Source organism: Pseudoalteromonas sp. HL-AS2 (assembly GCF_031198805.1).
Lineage (GTDB): Bacteria > Pseudomonadota > Gammaproteobacteria > Enterobacterales > Alteromonadaceae > Pseudoalteromonas > Pseudoalteromonas nigrifaciens.
On record NZ_CP133571.1, the window covers coordinates 2,344,289 to 2,362,835 of the forward strand.

The 18,547-nt window shown below is 40.9% G+C and carries 18 protein-coding genes; 2 read left to right on the top strand and 16 right to left on the bottom strand.

Translation table 11 applies throughout. The features are described from left to right. Positions 1 to 2: 2 nt before the first annotated feature. Together RB215_RS10900 and metA are read right to left on the bottom strand one after the other, a co-directional pair. The gene (locus tag RB215_RS10900; RefSeq protein WP_011328880.1) at positions 3 to 1,082 is read right to left on the bottom strand and encodes a homocysteine S-methyltransferase family protein; all 1,080 of its coding nucleotides are present in this window, start codon (positions 1,080 to 1,082) and stop codon (positions 3 to 5) included. Continuing rightward, entirely contained in the window at positions 1,072 to 2,019 is a 948-nt protein-coding gene (metA, locus tag RB215_RS10905) for a homoserine O-succinyltransferase (protein WP_011328881.1), read from the bottom strand. Before metA ends, RB215_RS10900 begins: the two co-directional genes overlap by 11 nt. A gap of 240 nt (positions 2,020 to 2,259) precedes the next feature. Here metA and ettA point away from each other — a divergent pair, with 240 nt between their 5' ends. Together ettA and RB215_RS10915 are read left to right on the top strand one after the other, a co-directional pair. Then, on the top strand, positions 2,260 to 3,933 hold the full coding sequence (gene ettA, locus RB215_RS10910; RefSeq protein WP_011328882.1) for an energy-dependent translational throttle protein EttA: 1,674 nt from the start codon (positions 2,260 to 2,262) through the stop codon (positions 3,931 to 3,933). Positions 3,934 to 4,019: 86 nt separating this feature from the next. Beyond that, positions 4,020 to 4,928, top strand: a complete 909-nt coding sequence (locus tag RB215_RS10915) for a histone deacetylase (RefSeq protein ID WP_011328883.1) — start codon at positions 4,020 to 4,022, stop codon at positions 4,926 to 4,928. Between the two features lie 155 nt (positions 4,929 to 5,083). Here RB215_RS10915 and cyoE read toward each other — a convergent pair whose 3' ends face one another. From cyoE to RB215_RS10985, 14 genes are all read right to left on the bottom strand, one after another. After that, positions 5,084 to 5,968, bottom strand: a complete 885-nt coding sequence (gene cyoE, locus RB215_RS10920) for a heme o synthase (protein ID WP_089368635.1) — start codon at positions 5,966 to 5,968, stop codon at positions 5,084 to 5,086. 9 nt (positions 5,969 to 5,977) lie between these two features. Then, the gene (gene cyoD / locus RB215_RS10925; protein ID WP_011328885.1) at positions 5,978 to 6,337 is read right to left on the bottom strand and encodes a cytochrome o ubiquinol oxidase subunit IV; all 360 of its coding nucleotides are present in this window, start codon (positions 6,335 to 6,337) and stop codon (positions 5,978 to 5,980) included. After that, the gene (gene cyoC, locus RB215_RS10930; protein WP_011328886.1) at positions 6,337 to 6,984 is read right to left on the bottom strand and encodes a cytochrome o ubiquinol oxidase subunit III; all 648 of its coding nucleotides are present in this window, start codon (positions 6,982 to 6,984) and stop codon (positions 6,337 to 6,339) included. Before cyoC ends, cyoD begins: the two co-directional genes overlap by 1 nt. Beyond that, positions 6,981 to 8,984: a cytochrome o ubiquinol oxidase subunit I gene (gene cyoB / locus RB215_RS10935; protein WP_179807874.1), complete on the bottom strand. Its 2,004-nt coding sequence runs from the start codon at positions 8,982 to 8,984 to the stop codon at positions 6,981 to 6,983. Before cyoB ends, cyoC begins: the two co-directional genes overlap by 4 nt. Positions 8,985 to 8,986: 2 nt before the next feature. Beyond that, positions 8,987 to 9,901, bottom strand: coding sequence for a ubiquinol oxidase subunit II (cyoA, locus tag RB215_RS10940; RefSeq protein ID WP_086993897.1), 915 nt, complete (start codon positions 9,899 to 9,901; stop codon positions 8,987 to 8,989). Positions 9,902 to 10,217: 316 nt separating this feature from the next. After that, on the bottom strand, positions 10,218 to 10,637 hold the full coding sequence (locus RB215_RS10945) for a hypothetical protein (protein WP_041454755.1): 420 nt from the start codon (positions 10,635 to 10,637) through the stop codon (positions 10,218 to 10,220). A gap of 452 nt (positions 10,638 to 11,089) precedes the next feature. Continuing rightward, positions 11,090 to 11,302, bottom strand: a complete 213-nt coding sequence (gene nqrM, locus RB215_RS10950; RefSeq protein WP_011328891.1) for a (Na+)-NQR maturation NqrM — start codon at positions 11,300 to 11,302, stop codon at positions 11,090 to 11,092. 94 nt (positions 11,303 to 11,396) lie between these two features. After that, on the bottom strand, positions 11,397 to 12,428 hold the full coding sequence (locus RB215_RS10955) for an FAD:protein FMN transferase (RefSeq protein WP_309217165.1): 1,032 nt from the start codon (positions 12,426 to 12,428) through the stop codon (positions 11,397 to 11,399). Between the two features lie 159 nt (positions 12,429 to 12,587). Then, entirely contained in the window at positions 12,588 to 13,820 is a 1,233-nt protein-coding gene (gene nqrF, locus RB215_RS10960) for an NADH:ubiquinone reductase (Na(+)-transporting) subunit F (protein ID WP_011328893.1), read from the bottom strand. Between the two features lie 18 nt (positions 13,821 to 13,838). Further along, positions 13,839 to 14,447, bottom strand: a complete 609-nt coding sequence (gene nqrE / locus RB215_RS10965) for an NADH:ubiquinone reductase (Na(+)-transporting) subunit E (RefSeq protein WP_011328894.1) — start codon at positions 14,445 to 14,447, stop codon at positions 13,839 to 13,841. Positions 14,448 to 14,457: 10 nt separating this feature from the next. Further along, a complete protein-coding gene (locus tag RB215_RS10970; RefSeq protein ID WP_011328895.1) occupies positions 14,458 to 15,090 on the bottom strand; it encodes an NADH:ubiquinone reductase (Na(+)-transporting) subunit D in 633 nt (210 codons plus the stop codon). Continuing rightward, on the bottom strand, positions 15,090 to 15,863 hold the full coding sequence (locus RB215_RS10975) for a Na(+)-translocating NADH-quinone reductase subunit C (protein ID WP_011328896.1): 774 nt from the start codon (positions 15,861 to 15,863) through the stop codon (positions 15,090 to 15,092). Before RB215_RS10975 ends, RB215_RS10970 begins: the two co-directional genes overlap by 1 nt. After that, a complete protein-coding gene (locus RB215_RS10980) occupies positions 15,856 to 17,058 on the bottom strand; it encodes an NADH:ubiquinone reductase (Na(+)-transporting) subunit B (protein WP_011328897.1) in 1,203 nt (400 codons plus the stop codon). Before RB215_RS10980 ends, RB215_RS10975 begins: the two co-directional genes overlap by 8 nt. A 4-nt stretch (positions 17,059 to 17,062) precedes the next feature. Continuing rightward, positions 17,063 to 18,406 (bottom strand): Na(+)-translocating NADH-quinone reductase subunit A, encoded by a 1,344-nt coding sequence (locus RB215_RS10985; RefSeq protein WP_011328898.1) that lies wholly within the window; start codon positions 18,404 to 18,406, stop codon positions 17,063 to 17,065. Between the last annotated feature and the right edge of the window lie 141 nt (positions 18,407 to 18,547).

Here is an 18,547-nt window from a genome sequence, read left to right on the forward strand (position 1 = left end):
CCTTAATTTAAGTTACAGGCTTCGAGGCCCGATAAACGCATGCGTACTTCAATTTCTGGCAACTGGCGTGGTTTAACGCCTTCAAGCCCTTTTGCAAAGGCGCGAATATGCGCAGGTGTGGTGCCGCAGCAACCACCTACAATATTAATAAAGCCCGACTTACCCCAATCAATAATTTCGGTTGCCATTTCTTTTGCTTCTAGGTCGTAGCCACCAAATTCGTTAGGCAAGCCTGCATTTGGATGCACAGAGGTAAAGGTTTCGCATACACGCGACAACTCTTGCACATATTGGCGCAGTAAATCTGGGCCTAAGGCGCAGTTAAGGCCAATAGAAAGCGGTTTAATATGGCGAATAGAGTTATAAAAGGCTTCGGTAGTTTGCCCCGAAAGCGTACGCCCAGAGGCATCGGTAATAGTGCCGGAGATCATAACTGGTAATGTGCGCCCTGCTTGCTCAAACGCTTCCTCTACTGCAAACGATGCAGCTTTAGCATTGAGGGTATCGAATATGGTTTCGATTAAAATAATATCGGCGCCACCTTCCATCAGTGCCAAGGTCGATTCTACATAGGCAGTAACTAAACGATCAAAGGTAACATTACGATAACCCGGATCGTTTACATCGGGCGACAATGAACAAGTTTTTGATGTTGGCCCAAGTACGCCCGCTACATAACGTGGTTTTTCGGGTGTTTTAGCACTAAACTCATCGCAAAGTAGCCGTGCCAATTTTGCCGACTCTAGGTTTATTTCACGGCTTAAATTAGCCATGTCGTAATCTTCCATCGAAATGGTGGTGGAGTTAAAGGTATTGGTTTCGATAATATCGGCACCGGCAGCTAAAAAGCTACGATGAATATCGGTAATTATTTTAGGCTGCGTAAGGCTTAGTAAATCGTTATTACCGCGAATAAGTACATGCCAATCTTTAAAGCGCTCACCGCGATAGTCTTGCTCTTCTAATTGGTGTGCTTGGATCATAGTGCCCATAGCGCCGTCTAAAATTAAAATTCGCTCTTTTAACGCTGCACTTAGTTCGTCGTGCTTATTTTGGTCATTATTAAGAGGGTTATTCGGCATAGTTGTTAGTCCTTACGTCTTGGCTAACTAAATTAATATCATAGGGTGTAGTTTGGTACACGTAATAATTTAACCAGTTCGAAAAAAGTAAAAAAGCATGGCTTTGCCACGTTTTTGAAGGTTGTTTAGTTGCATCATCATCTGGAAAGTAATTTTCGGGTTTGGGCGCATTGTCGCTTTTTTCGCAATCGCGTTGGTATTCAGCTTTTAACGAGTCGGCGTCATACTCTGGGTGGCCGGTAATAAACACTTGGCTGCCCGACTTATTTTTAACTAAGTAAGCACCTACTTTCTCAGAACCCGCTAGCACGACTAGTTCATTGCAAGCATTTATTTTATTTACATCTACATGGCCATAACGCGAATGCGGCACTAAAAAGGTGTCGTCAAAGCCGCGCGTTAACGCCCCATGTTCAAAGTAACATTGGTGCGTAAATACGCCGCACAGTTTATCGGTTTTTAAATCGCGCTTTATTTTATAATGATGATAAAGCGCTGCATGCGCTGCCCAACACGAAAAAAGTGTAGACGTAACATGCTGCTCAGCCCAATCTAAAATTGCGGTAAACTCATCCCAATAAGCTACATCCTGGTACTCTAAATGCGCTAGCGGCGCGCCGGTAACTATTAATGCATCGTAGTTATTGTTTTTTACTTCTGAAAAATAACGATAAAAGGTGTCTAGGTGCTGCTCTGAATTACTGCTACTGCGATGAGTGTCTAGACGCAGTAGTTCTACATTTACTTGCAAGGGCGAATTGGCAAGCAAACGAATAAACTGTACTTCGGTTTCAACTTTATTAGGCATTAAGTTAAGAATAGCCAAACGCATGGGGCGAATTTCTTGCGTTTTTGCACGAGTTTGTGGCATTACAAATACGTTTTCTTGGCGCAGGCGAGCAATAGCTGGTAGTTCGTCTTTTACTGTAATTGGCATCCTTTTACTCCTATTCATCAAAACCGAAAACTTATTATGAACAGATAAGAAAAAATATCAACCAATAGATGTATAGATGTCTAAATATCCAAATGAATTTTTTTCATCCTATTTTATAATCGTTTTTGTGCACTTTATAGTTTGTTTGTCGGTTTAAAATTGGCCATTCGTTGACTGCCTCACCCGTCAACCACTACAATAGAGCATTGTAATTTTTATTATTATTTGAAGGTTTTTTCCATGGTTTTACCTGATAAATTTATATTCTCGATGAGTCGAGTTTCTAAGGTTGTGCCACCTAAGCGCACTATCTTAAAAGACATCTCGTTACACTTTTTCCCGGGCGCTAAAATTGGTGTGCTTGGTTTAAACGGCTCTGGTAAATCAACATTGCTACGTATTATGGCCGGTGTTGACCAAGACTTTGAAGGTGATGCCTTTCCACAACCAGGCACTAAAATTGGTTACTTACCGCAAGAACCTGTTTTAGACGAAAGCAAAACCGTACGCGAAATCGTTGAGCAAGCTGTTGGCGAAGTTAAATACGCGCTTAAACGCCTTGACGAAGTGTATAACGAATACGCCATGGAAGACGCTGACTTTGACGCACTTGCAAAAGAGCAAGGCGAGCTTGAAGCGGTTATTCAAGCGCACGATGGTCATAACATAGACAACGTTTTAGAGCGCGCTGCCGATGCACTACGTTTACCTGAGTGGGATGCTAAAATTGAGCACCTTTCGGGTGGTGAACGCCGCCGTGTTGCTATATGCCGACTGTTACTTGAAAAACCAGACATGCTTATTCTCGATGAGCCAACTAACCACTTAGACGCTGAGTCGGTTGCCTGGTTAGAGCGCTTCTTACACGATTACGAAGGCACAGTTGTGGCGGTAACGCATGACCGTTACTTCCTAGATAATGTAGCAGGTTGGATTTTAGAGCTTGACCGTGGTGAAGGTATTCCATGGGAAGGTAACTACTCTTCGTGGTTAGAGCAAAAAGATGCGCGCCTACAACAAGAGCAAAAATCTGAAAAAGCACGTCAAAAGTCAATTGCGCAAGAGCTTGAATGGGTTCGTTCAAACCCTAAAGGCCGCCAAGCTAAGTCAAAAGCACGTATGGCGCAGTTTACCGAAATGCAGCAGTCTGATTATCAAAAACGTAACGAAACCAACGAAATGTTTATTCCGCCTGGCCCACGTTTAGGGGATCAAGTGCTTGAAATAACTAACTTACGTAAAAGCTTTGGCGACCGTGTATTAATCGACGATTTAAGCTTTAGCATGCCAAAAGGTGCCATTGTGGGCATTATTGGTGCTAACGGCGCGGGTAAATCAACACTGTTTAAAATGATCAGCGGCGAGCAACAGCAAGACAGCGGCAACATCACCATAGGTGAAAGCGTACACATTGCAACGGTTGATCAGTTCCGTGACGGTATGGACGAAAGCAAAACTGTTTTCCAAGAAATATCAGACGGGCAAGACGTACTTAAAATTGGTAATTTTGAGTTCCCAAGCCGTGCTTACGTTAGCCGTTTTAACTTTAAAGGTAACGATCAGCAAAAATTTGTTAAAGACCTATCGGGTGGTGAACGTAACCGTTTACACCTTGCTAAGTTATTAAAAGCTGGCGGTAACGTGTTACTACTCGATGAGCCAACTAACGACTTGGACGTTGAAACACTACGTGCACTAGAAAACGCTATTTTAGAGTTTCCTGGTTGTGTAATGTGTATATCGCATGACCGTTGGTTCCTTGACCGTATTGCTACACATATTTTAGATTACCGCGACGAAGGCCAAATTAACTTCTTTGATGGTAACTACACTGAGTACGAAGAGTGGCTTAAAAAGACGTTAGGTGCTGAGGCAACTCAACCTAAGCGTATTAAGTACAAAAAGATTGGTTAATAGCTAATTTTAAGCTCTAGGCAATAATTAAGCCCTGCATTTATGTAGGGCTTTTGTTTTATAACTATAACTACAAATAGAATTTTATGACCCTAAATCCTCACTTGCCGTTAGTTTATCATCCTAATTACTCGTTTAGCTTTGATCCTAAACATCGCTTTGTAATGAGTAAATTTGCACATTTATACCAGCACGTTAAGCAGTTAGGATTAGTTGGCGATAACTTAGTACAGCCGTTATTAGGTACGCCAGAGGCACTAGAATTAGTACACTGCGAAAACTATATTCACGACCTATATCATAATCAATTAGACGAAAAAGCCATGCGCCGTATTGGTCTACCTTGGTCAAAAGAGCTAATGGCGCGTACCTTTACAGCCCCACAAGGTACACTACAAACCGCTCGCTTAGCCCTTAAACACGGTATGGCATGCCATTTAGCAGGCGGTACACACCACGCGCATACTGATTTTGGCTCAGGCTATTGCATGGTTAACGACTTGGCTTTTACTACGCAAACATTAATTGAGTCGGGTGAGGTTACTAATGTACTTATTTTTGATTTAGACGTACATCAAGGCGATGGCACCGCGGCCATGCTGCAACATCAGCCTTATGCGTATACCTGCTCGATTCATTGCGAAAAAAACTTTCCGTTTCGTAAATCCCCTAGCGATTTAGATATTGGTTTAACTAACAATATGCAAGACGCTGAGTATTTAGGCATAGTTGACGACACCCTACAATTTTTGCTCAAAGAGCTAAACCCCGATTTAGTGCTGTACGATGCGGGAGTTGATGTGTGGCAACAAGACGGTTTAGGCAAACTCGATATTAGCTGGCAAGGTATAGAGCAGCGCGACCATCTCGTACTTAAACGCTGCCTTGAGCACAACACTCCGGTAGCTACGGTTATTGGCGGCGGTTACGACAGAGATCACCAGCGTTTAGCTCAGCGTCATGGCATTGTAGTTGAGCAAGCTGCACGTTTTTAATAGCTTTAGAGTTTTGGTATAAGTACATATTGCAGCGGCGCGTTAAAACGAAAAAAGGCTCCTCGAATATCTCAGAGCCTTTGTTAACTTTGGAATTAACTCGGTACTATTAACTCGGTACTATTAACTAGGTGTATTAATTAGGTATGATTAAATTAACTAAGTACGAGTAACTGCGGCGCTATGCTTTGATAATCTACCGCCATAGCAATACTAAGTGCAGTAATATTAATAATTGAAAACGCGAATACTTGACGCGCCCAGCCGCTTATATCTATATTACGACGATAGCCCCGCAGCGCCATTAACAGCCACCAAAAACTAGTAATACAGGCAACCGCCATAAAAGCAGCACCGGTATAACCACTAATAGGTAGCAGCATTACAACCAAGGCATATATGGCAATATAAAGCACAATATGGCGTTTTGCTTTATCAATACCTTGCGCTACAGGTAATACAGGAATACCCGCTGCTTGGTAATCTTTAAAGCGAAAAATAGCAATGGCGTATGAGTGCGGCATTTGCCACAGGCTAAACATTACCAGTAAAATTAATGCCCCCATATCAAACTCCCCAGATACTGCGCAGTAACCAACAACCGGTGGCACAGCCCCCGATAAACTGCCAATAAAAGTGCCATAAACTGAGTTACGCTTCATGTAAAGGCTATAAACCCCTACATAAATAAAGTAACCAAAGGCGGCAAAAAATACTGCTGCAGGAGTGGTATAAGCTATTAATAAACCAAAGCCTATAATCCCCAATACCACCCCATGACATAAAGCAGCCATTGCAGACATTTCGCCCGTTACTGTTACCCGGGTGCGAGTACGCGCCATGGCAATATCTATATCTCGGTCAATCACATTATTAATAGCACAACCTGATGCAACCACTAGCGATAAGCCAATTAAGGTAGCAACCATTAGCCATGGGTTTATATCACCGCGGGAGGCTAGTAAAAACCCGCCCGCTACGCTGATTAAGTTACCCATAATAATACCTGGCTTAGTTACTGATAAATAACGACGAAACATCTTTAGCTCCTAATACATCATCATTGCGTTAGATTCGTAAATAATCCAAACAGATAGCCCAACCACCATAACAATAATTAGGGCACTGAATAAAAACGAGAAGGTACTTGCACGGCCATCTTCGGTAATAAAATTAAGGTGTAAAAAGTATTTTAAATGTACCCAAATTTGTACTACGGCTAGAGTAATAATGCTGTAAAGCGTGGTTGCTTTTGAAAAGTCGCCACTCATTACCATATAAAATGGTATAGCGGTTAAAATTACCGACAATACAAAACCAATTAAATAACTTTTAACACTGCCGTGAGATTCATCGTGGTGATGCTCATTTTGCATTTGCTTTAAAGCATGTGTTTCGCTGTGGCTCATTACATTGCTCCCATTAAATAAACTAGGGTGAATACACAAATCCACACAATATCTAAAAAGTGCCAAAACAAGCTTAAGCAGCTTAAACGCGTTACGGTTGCTTTACCTAAGCCACGTTTAGCAACTTCAATCATCATTACACTCATCCAAATTAAACCTGCGGTTACGTGTAAACCATGCAAGCCAACTAATGCAAAAAACGAGGTTAAAAAAGCACTTTTTTGTGGACCATTGCCATGCACAATTAGGTGATTAAATTCGTAAACTTCCATACTAATAAACACCACACCTAAACAAAAAGTAACCGCTAACCATATTAAGGTCAGCGCCTTTTTTTGCCCTTGCGCGGCTATCATTGCAAAACCAAAGGTAATACTACTAATAAGCAGTGCGGCAGTTTCTACTGCTACAAAGTCGAGTTCAAAAATATCTTTACCCGATACGCCGCCAGCGGTGTTCATAAACAACACCGCGTAGGTAGCAAAAAACGAGGCAAACAATAGGCAATCGGTCATTAAGTAAAGCCAAAAACCAAAAGTAGTATTACTAGAGGTATCATGATGCGCGTGAGCATCATGATCCTGTTTGGTATTTACAATTGCAGAGTTTAAAGTTACTGACTCTTGACTAACAGACAAGGTACTCATGCGTTTAGCTCCTTATCAGTGGCTAAAATAGTGGCACTTAAGTTATGTGCTTGTTCAATACGTGCTACTTCGTCGGGCTGCACATAGTAGTCAACATCGCTTGCATAACAACGTTTGATAAATATAGCTATGCCTCCTACTAAACCTGCCGCAGCTAACCACCAAATATGCCAGATCATGGCAAAACAAAATGCGGTTAAACTAGCAGCCATAAGTACCCCTGCCGAAGTGTTTTTAGGCATATGAATTGGGCTATAGCTTATTTTACCTTGATAAGCTTGGCCTTTTTCTTTCATGTCGGTCCAGGCATCAATATCGTCAACATGCGGTATTTGGGCAAAGTTATAAGCCTGTGGTGGTGACGATGTTGACCATTCAAGCGTGTGACCGTTCCATGGATCGCCGGTAGCATCGTCAAGTGCTTCGCGGTCTCTAAAGCTCACATACAATTGAATTACTTGGCAAATAATACCAAACATAATAATGACTGCGCCTACTGCAGCTATGTATAACCAAATATTCCAATCTGGGTTATTGGTGTGATTTAAACGACGGGTCATACCTAAAAAGCCTAATACGTACAGCGGCATAAACGCGACAAAAAAGCCAATAATCCAACACCAAAATGCGCCTTTACCCCAGCCTTCATTTAGCTTAAATCCCATTGCTTTAGGGAACCAAAATGCAAAGCCCGCAAGGTAGCCAAATACCGCGCCACCAATAATAGTATTATGAAAATGCGCGATTAAAAACAAACTGTTATGCAGTACGTAGTCAGCACCGGGTATTGCTAATAGCACTCCGGTCATGCCACCTACGGTAAAGGTAACCATAAAGCCAAGCGTCCATAATACGGGTACGGTTATACGTAAACGGCCACGGTAAATAGTAAATAACCAGTTAAACAACTTAACCCCGGTTGGTACGGCAATAACCATAGTCATTACCCCAAAAAACGCATTAACGTTGGCGCTCGAACCCATGGTAAAAAAGTGATGTAACCACACAATAAAGCCTAAAATAGAGATAGCACCACTGGCGTAAATCATCGACTTATAACCAAATAGACGTTTGCTGGTAAAGGTAGAAATTATTTCAGAGAACACACCAAATGCTGGCAGCACTAAAATATAAACCTCTGGATGACCCCACGCCCAAAATAGGTTGATGTACATCATGGCGTTTCCGCCCAGATCATTGGTAAAGAAGTGAAAATCGAGATAACGGTCAAGCGTTAGCATGGCCAATACGGCAGTTAAAATAGGGAATGATGCGGCAATTAAAATATTAGCCCATGTACAGGTCCAAGTAAAAACCGGCATTTTCATTAAGCTCATACCTGGTGCACGCATTTTAAACACGGTAACTAAAAAGTTCACTGCGGTTAATAGTGTGCCAAGCCCTGATATTTGCAACGCCCATATATAATAGTCGACCCCCACCCCGGCACTAAAAGTTAGCTCCGAGAGCGGTGGATAAGCCACCCAACCTGTTTTTGCAAACTCACCAAAAATAAGTGACAAATTAATTAAAATAGCGCCACTGGCAGTAAGCCAAAAGCTTAAGTTATTTAAAAATGGAAAAGCGACATCACGTGCGCCAATTTGCAATGGCACTATAATATTCATTAAACCTATCATAAATGGCATGGCCATAAAGATGATCATAATAACGCCGTGTGCGGTAAATATTTGGTCGTAATGTTCTGGTGGCAAATACCCAGGAGCGCCACTGGTAGCAAGTGCTAACTGAGCACGCATCATAATGGCATCAGAAAACCCACGAAATAGCATAATTAACGCTAATAAAATGTACATTACGCCTAAGCGTTTATGATCAACCGAGGTGATCCAGTCGCGCCACAGCACGCCCCATTTTTTATATTTTGTAATAAGCCCGGCAATAATAAGCCCAGCTAATGCAATAACGGCCATGGTTACCATAATAATGGGTTCATGAAACGGAATTGCATCCATTGAAAGTTTACCTAAAAACAACATGGTTATTCCTCGCCTTGGCTGTGAGATGAGTGCGTTGAATGCTCGCCCATTGCAGGGTGCTTTTTATTCATATCGCCGTGTGCGCCCATATATTTCATCACTATGGTATGAAATAAGCCTGCTTCAACGTCGCCGTAATAGGCCACCTGGTTGTTTTCGCTCGCTTTAGCCAGCTCAACATAATTTGCATGAGTAAGGTTATTACCTTGTGCTTTTATATCGCTTACCCATTTGTCAAAACCGGCTTGGGTAGGAGTAGCAATGGCATTAAACTTCATACCGGTAAAACCTGCACCACTGTAATTGGCAGAAAAACCTTTAAAAGTACCCGGTTCATTGGCGATTAAATGCAGCTTGGTTTCCATGCCAGCCATTGAGTATATTTGACTCCCCAATTGCGGAATAAAAAATGAATTCATGGTGCTCTCTGAAGTGATTTTATATTCAACCGGTACATTTGCCGGAAACACCAACTCGTTAACCGTAGCAATGCCTTGCTCAGGGTAAATAAATAACCACTTCCAGTTTAGCGATACCACTTCAACAGTGAGGTGCTTGCCTTTGCCTTCAATTGGTTTATAAGGGTCTAACGCTTGTGTAGACTGCCAAGTAATAACACCTAAGATAACAACAATAACAATAGGAACAGCCCACACAACAGCTTCAATCTTATTAGAATGAGCCCATTTGGGAGCGTAAATTTCATGAGTTTGTGTGTCTCTATATTTCCAAGCGAAATATAAAGTCATCACAATAACGGGGATCACTACCAGTAACATAAGCACAGTAGCTATGATGATTAAGTTTTTCTCATCAATGCCTATCTGCCCTTTTGGATCGAGTATCCCGCCTTTACAGCCTGACAACGCCAGTACTGTACTAGCTAAAGCAATATTACAGAGGTTACGAATTATCAAGGGACTATCCTACAAACCTAAAAGTTCTAAGGTGCTGCTTTAAAATAGCGCTAAGCAACGGTTTATCGGTAAACCCAAGTTAACTAATATCAAATTATAAAAAAATAAGGGGGCTATTCAAAATCTAAAGCTCATGCCAATAAAGACCTAGCAACAAACCCAGCTTTCTAAACGCATTTATATAACGTAATAAAAGTTAACTTGGGTGAGTGGTGGTTGGCTGAAATGTGTTTAAAAAACACTGAGCTACTTTGTTTACAACAGGCTAATTATTTACAGCAAGACTAAATAATTAAACCAATAACAAGGGGTAACCTTACAGACAACCTGTAAAGCTAGGTGGAGCACGACAACCATGTGCGGCTTGCACTGGTTGGCTAACTTTAGCCTCGCTAAAAGCAAAGGCTGCTTTACGGAGGATTATTCCAGCACGACGTGCTGAAAATGTATGAAACAATAACCAACAAAGGCCAATAAGTAACTGGCTAGAAATAATCGGATAAGCTAAAAATTCAGCAATTGTTAGTAATAACGGCTCTACAAAAGTGTTATCGCTTAACAAAGCTTCAAGGCTAAATGCATCCTCTGCAGCTCCGCTTAGCAGCATTAGGGTATTAAATACGACTAATGTTATAGCCACGCACACGCCTTTTCCAGCCTTATTCAAGCGCCCACACAATGCACTCTCGCCAAAGGCAAGCTGAACATTAGTATGATTACAAGATAGTGCGTTCAAAGACATTAACCTACTTAAATGACTAATAACAAAAATAACTCAATACGCAAATAATGAAAAATAACAAATCACACCTGCTGTAAGCCTAAAATCAGCTGCTAAATACAATTAGATCCGACTAGCACAAACTTGCTAAGTGGAAATTGATTTGCATCAATCAAACTTTCAAAACTTACTGAAAGTTCGAACGTGAGTATAACAAAGCGAGTGGGCTGCACAAGAAAAAATAATAAATATTTAGCATTTTTACTTCATTAATTTTTATACCTAATCAAATTTTGCTTATTTATATTGATAAAACAACGTCCAGTTCAATAACAATTTAATTAGCCTTAAGTTAGTTTTCGTTTTATATGCGTTATTACTCTGCTATTAATAACGCATATAAAAAAGCCCCCAATAATTAAATATTGGGGGCTTTTTTTACACGTATGTTTTAAATAAAAAATACGTTACATAATTTGATTTTCTTTCCAAACTTGCTCTTTTGCCATGCGCTGTTTACGTTTATCACATGGATCATCGCAATCGCAGGCTTTATCAATACCTACGGCACCTAGGCCACCACAACTACCAGCCATAGATTTTTTTTGTACAATCATGCCCACAGCCATCGCTGCCACAATCAAAATAAGTAAAGTAAAAGTAAGAAGAAAAAGTGACATTGCTTAGCCCCTATTGTTCAGCAATAAATTAGGCTCAAACATATTTGAGCAACTGTTATTATATACCTTAGTGATTAAAATATAAACCTAAGCGTTATAAATAAGGCTTAAATGCAGGGCTTGAATATGTTATTAAACCCTCATCTGACTTTCCTATTAAATACACTGGTAAATCATGTTTTTGTGCATAAGCTTGGGCTTTTTTCATACCCATTACGGTTAATGCCGTTGCAAGCCCGTCTGCTGTCATAGCACTTGGGTGCAATACTGTTACCGATACTAAATCGTGACGGCTAGGCATACCTGTTACTGGATCGATTAAATGGCTGTATGTTTCACCTTCCATTTCATAAAAAATACGGTAATCGCCCGATGTAGCAATACCATTGGTACCGGGCGCTAAAACTCGATGCACTTCACGCTCACCTGGCTGTGCATCAGGTTGTTCAATGGCTATTTTCCAGTCTTGATTATTGGGTTTAACACCGCTTATACGCAGCTCGCCACCAATTTCTACCATATAGTTACTAATATTATGGCTTTCTAAAAGTTGCGCTACTTTATCTATGCCATAACCTTTAGCGGTTGCCGAAAATGTCAGCTCTAAGCCATCAACGGTTTTAGCCAAACCTTGCTCGGTTAAGGTAAGTTTATCAACGCCAATATTTGCCAGCATTTTTGCTAGGGCTGCATCGCTTGGGCGCTTAGTTGGTTTTTTATTAGGGCCAAAACCCCATAAATCAATGAGCGGCCCCATAGTAACATCGAGAGTTTTAGTTGATTCGCCTAATCGAATTGACTCAGTAACAACCGCTCTAAAGTCTGCACTTATTGGCATTACTTCATTGGCTGGTAAACGGTTAAAAGTGTTTATTTCAGAGTCAGGTATGTACGTTGACATAGACTGATTTATATCTTGTAAAACAGCGTCAACTTCCTCTTTAAGCACTACTACGTCGCGCTGAGGCTGCTCATCGTAAAATTTAATATGGTAAGTAGTACCCATTGTTTTACCTTCTAGGTAAAAGCTCTCTGGCTGTGGTTTTTCATTACATCCACTAAGTAAAAAAATCAGCGATATTAAAAACAAGGCCATTATGCCTTGGGGAATACTTACACGATTCATCACAACCCTACTTCCATTAATTTAAGAATAAAACTTTATGAATAAAAAAGCCTCGTAACATAATATGCTACGAGGCTGATATTTTAACCAAAACTAAGTTGTTTTGATATAGATCTTGTTGACCTTTAAGGATTGAAATAGGTTCAACCCATTTAGCTATTAGCCACCGAAATCATCTAGTAAGATATTCTCGTCTTCAACACCTAAATCTTTAAGCATAGTAATAACTGCCGCATTCATCATTGGAGGACCACACATGTAGTACTCACAATCTTCAGGGGCTTCGTGATCTTTAAGATAGTTCTCAAATAACACGTTATGGATAAAGCCTGTGTAGCCTTCCCAGTTATCTTCTGCTTGCGGATCTGAAAGCGCAGTGTGCCAAACGAAGTTATCGTTTTCAGCAGCTAGGCCGTCAAAATCTTCAACATAGAACATTTCGCGTCTAGAACGTGCACCATACCAAAAGCTCATCTTACGCTTAGAGTTCAAACGTTTAAGTTGATCAAAGATATGAGAACGCATTGGCGCCATACCAGCACCACCACCAACGAAGATCATTTCTGCGTCAGTATTTTTAGCGAAGAACTCACCAAATGGACCAGAAATAGTTACTTTATCGCCTTTAGTTAGTGACCAAATGTACGAAGACATTTTACCACATGGCAGGCTTAGGTTTCTTGGCGGTGGAGCAGCAATACGCACGTTAAGCATAATGATGCCTTCTTCTTCTGGGTAGTTAGCCATTGAGTAAGCACGAATTGTTTCTTCGTCTACTTTTGACTCCAGGTCGAAGAAACCAAAATGGTTCCAATCACCACGATACTCTTCTGGAACATCGAAATCAGCATATTTAACATGATGAGCTGGCGCTTCAATTTGGATGTAACCACCCGCACGGAACGGCACTGACTCGCCATCTGGAATTTGTAGTACAAGTTCTTTAATGAACGTTGCTTTGTTATCGTTAGAGATAACTTCACAATCCCATTTTTTAACACCGAAAATTGACTCTTCAAGCTCAATTTCCATGTCATTTTTAACATTTACCTGACACGCTAAACGACAGCCTTCACGGGCTTCACCTTTAGAAATGTGATCAAGTTCAGTTGGCAGAATATCGCCGCCACCTTCTTTAATGTGTACACGACACTGACCACAAGAGCCACCGCCACCACATGCAGAAGATACGAAAATACCTGACTCAGATAGCGCGCCTAATAGCTTGCTACCTGCTGATGTTTTAATGGCTTTGTCTGGGTCGCCATTAATCCCAATGATGATATCGCCACTTGCAACTAACTGAGATTTAGCACCAATGATCACTAAAACTAGTAGTACAACGATAGCGATGAAAACACCAACTCCTAAGAAAATATCAGTATAACCCATGATTTATCCTCGCTACCTTTACAGTGAAATACCAGAGAATGACATAAAGCCAAGAGCCATTAAGCCAACAGTAATAAAGGTAATACCTAAACCACGTAAGCCATCTGGAACGTCTGAATATTTCATTTTCTCACGGATACCTGCAAGTAATGTAATTGCAAGTGCCCAACCAACACCAGCGCCAATACCATAAACCACAGACTCGCCGAAGTTATAGTTACGCTCAACCATGAAAGATACCGCACCAAAAATTGCACAGTTAACTGTGATTAGTGGTAAGAAGATACCTAACGCGTTGTAAAGTGCTGGGAAGAACTTATCTAATGCCATTTCCAAAATTTGCACAAGTGCTGCAATAACACCAATGAAAGTTAAGAAACGTAAAAAGCTAAGATCTGCATCTGGGTAACCAAGCCACGTAAGTGAACCCGGTGCTAACACTGCATGGTAAACTAAGTTGTTAACTGGTACCGAAATACCTAATACAACAATAACCGCTACACCTAGGCCAATTGATGTGGTTACTTTTTTAGATACTGCTAAAAAAGTACACATGCCTAAGAAGAATGATAACGCTAAGTTTTCAATAAAAACGGCTTTTACAAATAAACTAATATAATGTTCCACTGTGTGCCCCTTACGCTTTAGCTTCTACTTGGTCTTTCTTATAAGTACGTAGTACCCATATGAATAAACCAATGATGAAGAATGCACTCGGTGGTAATATCAATAGACCCATAGGTTGATACCAACCACCATTTTGTACTAATGGGATAATATCAACACCGAATAGTGAACCCTTACCAAATAGTTCACGAATGAAACCAACGGTAAGTAGTACTACTGAATAACCTAAACCGTTACCAATACCGTCAAGAAACGACATAAGTGGCGGTGACTTCATTGCGTATGCTTCAGCACGACCCATTACAATACAGTTAGTAATAATTAGACCGATAAATACCGAAAGCTCTTTTGCCGTAGCGTAAGAAAATGCTTGTAGTACTTGGTCAACAACAATTACCAAAGATGCAATAATCGTCATTTGTACAATAATACGTACTGACGATGGGATCTGGTTACGAATAGTCGAGATAAAGAAGCTAGAAAACGCGGTTACCAAGGTCAAAGCAATTGACATGATTAATGCGTTTTTTAAGCTAGATGTTACCGCTAGCGCAGAACAAATACCAAGTACTTGTAGTGCGATTGGGTTGTTAGCTAAAACCGGGCCAAATAGGACCGCTTTCATTTCTTTAGTATCAGCCATTATTTCAATGCTCCTTTACGTACTTCCGCAAGGAATGGACCAAAGCCATTGTCACCAGTCCAAAAGTCAACTGTATTATCAACACCGTTAGACGTTAAAGTTGCACCCGATAGGCCATCAATTTGATGCTCATTGCTAGCGCCACTTTTTACAACATCGATAGGTAATTCTTTACCTTCCCATTTTGCAGTCCACTGTGGATTTTGGATTTCGCCACCTAAACCAGGTGTTTCACCATGCTTATAAAAGATAATGTTTTTGATTGTTTCGCCATCATTTTCAAGCGAAAGGAAACCATACATTAAGCCCCATAAACCGTAACCTTGAATAGGAACAATAATAGTGTCAACTGACCCATTATCTGCTCTAGAGATGTATACAGGTGCCTCTGTCGTTACGCGCTGAATGCCCGCAATATCAGTAATGCCTTTTTCAGCAAGCGCAAAGCTTAGCTTAGGGTCAAATTTGCTTTTTTCAAAGTCAAATGCATTAACCTTAGCCTGAACTTCTTCACTTGAGTCGCTTGCAAAAGACTCACCCGTTTTCATATTAACTAAGCGTACTTCGATTTTGTTGTTGAATGTTTCAGAAACATTTTCAACTTTTCCGATTCCCGCTGCAACTAAGATATTACTTTGAATATCTTTTGCTTTATTAGCTTGCTGTAAAGGACGAAGCTGTACAGCAGCAAACGATACGATAATTGCACACACTAAACATAGCGCAACAACTACTGCTAACGTTTTACCGATTGATTCGTTATTACTAGACATTACGTGCCAACCTCCGTTTGATATTAGCTTGCACTACAAAGTGATCGAACAGTGGAGCAAATAAGTTAGCAAATAAGATTGCTAGCATCATACCTTCTGGGAAAGCAGGGTTCACAACACGGATCATAACAACCATAAAACCAATAAGCGCGCCATAAGCTAACTTACCTTTATCGGTAAATGCAGCAGACACAGGGTCGGTAGCCATAAAGAACATACCAAACGCAAAACCACCTAGTACAAAGTGCCAATGCCAAGGCATAGCAAATACGGGGTTAGTCTCAGAGCCAACTGTATTTAGCAGTAATGCAGTGATTACCATACCGAAAAATACACCTAGCACTATACGCCAAGAAGCGATACGCACGTAAATAAGGAACAAGCCACCCACTAATAATGCAAGTGTTGATGTTTCGCCTACAGAACCTTGAATGAAACCGTAAAACGCATTCCACCATAGCTCCATGTTTGAAAAATCAAGTGTGCCAACAAACGCTTGACCAAGCATAGTCGCACCAGAGAACGAATCTACTGCTGTCCATACTGTGTCACCTGAAATTTGTGCAGGGTATGCGAAGAATAAAAACGCACGACCAGCTAACGCAGGGTTTAAGAAGTTACGACCTGTACCACCAAAGATTTCTTTAGCAATTACAACACCAAATGTAATACCAAGCGCAACTTGCCATAAAGGAATAGTTGCTGGCAAAATAAGTGCAAATAACACTGATGTTACGAAGAAACCTTCGTTAATTTCGTGTTTACGCACTGAAGCAAATATAACTTCCCAAAAACCACCTACAGCAAAAGTAACTGCATAAATTGGTAGGAAGAAACACGCTCCATAGAACATTTTAGCGCCCCAGCCTGCATCAGCGGTTAATTGACCGCCTAACAGTTGAAACAAATCAACTTGCCATATATTAGCTAGTTCAAAACCTTGTGCTAAAGCACCAGCGGCCTGATGACCAATATTGAACATACCAAAAAACATAGCAGGGAACGTTGCCATCCACACTAAAATCATCATGCGTTTTAGGTCGATGTTGTCACGAACGTGTGTCGCGCCTTTATTTACGTAGCCTGGTGTATAAAAAATAGTTGCTGCTGCTTCATACAGAGCATAAAACTTTTCATATTTACCACCGGCTTCAAAATTCGGCTCGATATCTTCAAGATATTTTTTTAAACCCATCTCTCTAGCCTTCCTTCTCGATCGTAGTTAAGCAATCGCGTAGGGCTGCGCCATACTCGTATTTGCCCGGACAAACGAAGGTACATAACGCTAAATCTTCTTCATCTAGTTCAAGCGCGCCTAATGACATTGCACTGTCTACATCGCGTGACAATAGGTCGCGTAATAATAGAGTTGGCAAAATATCTAACGGCATTACACGCTCATAGCTACCAATTGGTACCATGGCACGTTTTGAACCACCTGTTGACGTTGTCATTTTAAATAAACGACTCGGTGCAAGGTGAGAAATAAAGGTACGCGTTACGGAAAATTTATCACTACCTGGTGCAATCCAACCAAACAATTCTTTTTCGCGACCTTCAAGTAAAACAGATACTTGAACGTGGTAACGACCTAAGAATGCATGAACACCGTTTGAAATAGAACCTGACAATACTGAACCAGAAATAACACGGTTATCACCGTCTTCTAATTCGCCAGCAACTAAATCATCCAATGAAGCACCTAATTGTGTTTTCACTAAACGAGGGTTTTTAACGCGAGGACCTGCAAGAGAAATTACACGATCAGTGTAAATTTCACCGGTAAGGAATAAGTGACCAAAGGCGATAACGTCTTGGTAACCAATATGCCAAACCTGCTTGCTAATAGATACTGCATCAAGATGATGGATATGTGTGCCAACAAGGCCAGCCGGATGCACACCACCAAACTCATGTACTTCTACTTGAGCTATAGATGAGCTAGGAACTTGGCTACCTGCTTGTTTACAAACAAATACTTTACCGTCGGTTAAACGCGACACAACAGCTAAACCTGCTTCGAATGCTTGCACATTTTCAGCAATAATTACCGCAGGATCTGCAGCAAGTGGATTAGTGTCGATTGCGGTCACAAAAATAGAGCTAGGATTTGCATCCACTGCCGCTACTTTACTGAATGGGCGAGCACGAAGTGCTGTCCACTGACCAGACTGTATAAGTACTTCTTTGGCTTTTTCACGATCTAAGCTCGAAAGCTCGGCATCAGAAAAAGTACCAAAGGTGATTTGCTCACTGCCGTTAACTTCAATAACAACAGATTGCAGTACACGTTTAGCACCACGATTAATTTCTTTTACTGTGCCAGAAGCTGGAGCAGTAAATAATACACCTGGGTTCTTTTTATCTTCAAAAAGTACCTGGCCTTTTTTCACTTGGTCATCCACACGAACATGCATGGTTGGACGCATACCGATAAATTCTTCACCTAGCACAGCTACACGTTTGACGGTAGAACCATCATGAATAACTTGCTGAGGAGCGCCCTCTATGGGTAAGTCCAGACCTTTTTTTATATTGATCATACGCACTTGCACTACATTAACGGAAAGAAACTGAAAAATCGTATCAACCACGTCGCCATATTAACTATAACAAGTTGTGTAAAACTAACTTGCTATAAATACTAAACAAGCAACGCAGTAAAACTCCTCACATATTGCTAT

What these genes read in the sequence shown, in the direction of transcription:
- cyoD (WP_011328885.1), bottom strand. Translation starts at nt 6,337, where the DNA reads ATGAGCCACAGCGAAACACATGCTTTAAAGCAAATGCAAAATGAGCAT.
- cyoB (WP_179807874.1), bottom strand. Translation starts at nt 8,984, where the DNA reads ATGTTGTTTTTAGGTAAACTTTCAATGGATGCAATTCCGTTTCATGAA.
- cyoE (WP_089368635.1), bottom strand. Translation starts at nt 5,968, where the DNA reads ATGTTTCGTCGTTATTTATCAGTAACTAAGCCAGGTATTATTATGGGT.
- RB215_RS10980 (WP_011328897.1), bottom strand. Translation starts at nt 17,058, where the DNA reads ATGGGTTTAAAAAAATATCTTGAAGATATCGAGCCGAATTTTGAAGCC.
- cyoC (WP_011328886.1), bottom strand. Translation starts at nt 6,984, where the DNA reads ATGAGTACCTTGTCTGTTAGTCAAGAGTCAGTAACTTTAAACTCTGCA.
- RB215_RS10900 (WP_011328880.1), bottom strand. Translation starts at nt 1,082, where the DNA reads ATGCCGAATAACCCTCTTAATAATGACCAAAATAAGCACGACGAACTA.
- RB215_RS10975 (WP_011328896.1), bottom strand. Translation starts at nt 15,863, where the DNA reads ATGTCTAGTAATAACGAATCAATCGGTAAAACGTTAGCAGTAGTTGTT.
- metA (WP_011328881.1), bottom strand. Translation starts at nt 2,019, where the DNA reads ATGCCAATTACAGTAAAAGACGAACTACCAGCTATTGCTCGCCTGCGC.
- ettA (WP_011328882.1), top strand. Translation starts at nt 2,260, where the DNA reads ATGGTTTTACCTGATAAATTTATATTCTCGATGAGTCGAGTTTCTAAG.
- nqrF (WP_011328893.1), bottom strand. Translation starts at nt 13,820, where the DNA reads ATGGGTTATACTGATATTTTCTTAGGAGTTGGTGTTTTCATCGCTATC.
- RB215_RS10985 (WP_011328898.1), bottom strand. Translation starts at nt 18,406, where the DNA reads ATGATCAATATAAAAAAAGGTCTGGACTTACCCATAGAGGGCGCTCCT.
- RB215_RS10915 (WP_011328883.1), top strand. Translation starts at nt 4,020, where the DNA reads ATGACCCTAAATCCTCACTTGCCGTTAGTTTATCATCCTAATTACTCG.
- RB215_RS10955 (WP_309217165.1), bottom strand. Translation starts at nt 12,428, where the DNA reads ATGAATCGTGTAAGTATTCCCCAAGGCATAATGGCCTTGTTTTTAATA.
- RB215_RS10970 (WP_011328895.1), bottom strand. Translation starts at nt 15,090, where the DNA reads ATGGCTGATACTAAAGAAATGAAAGCGGTCCTATTTGGCCCGGTTTTA.
- nqrM (WP_011328891.1), bottom strand. Translation starts at nt 11,302, where the DNA reads ATGTCACTTTTTCTTCTTACTTTTACTTTACTTATTTTGATTGTGGCA.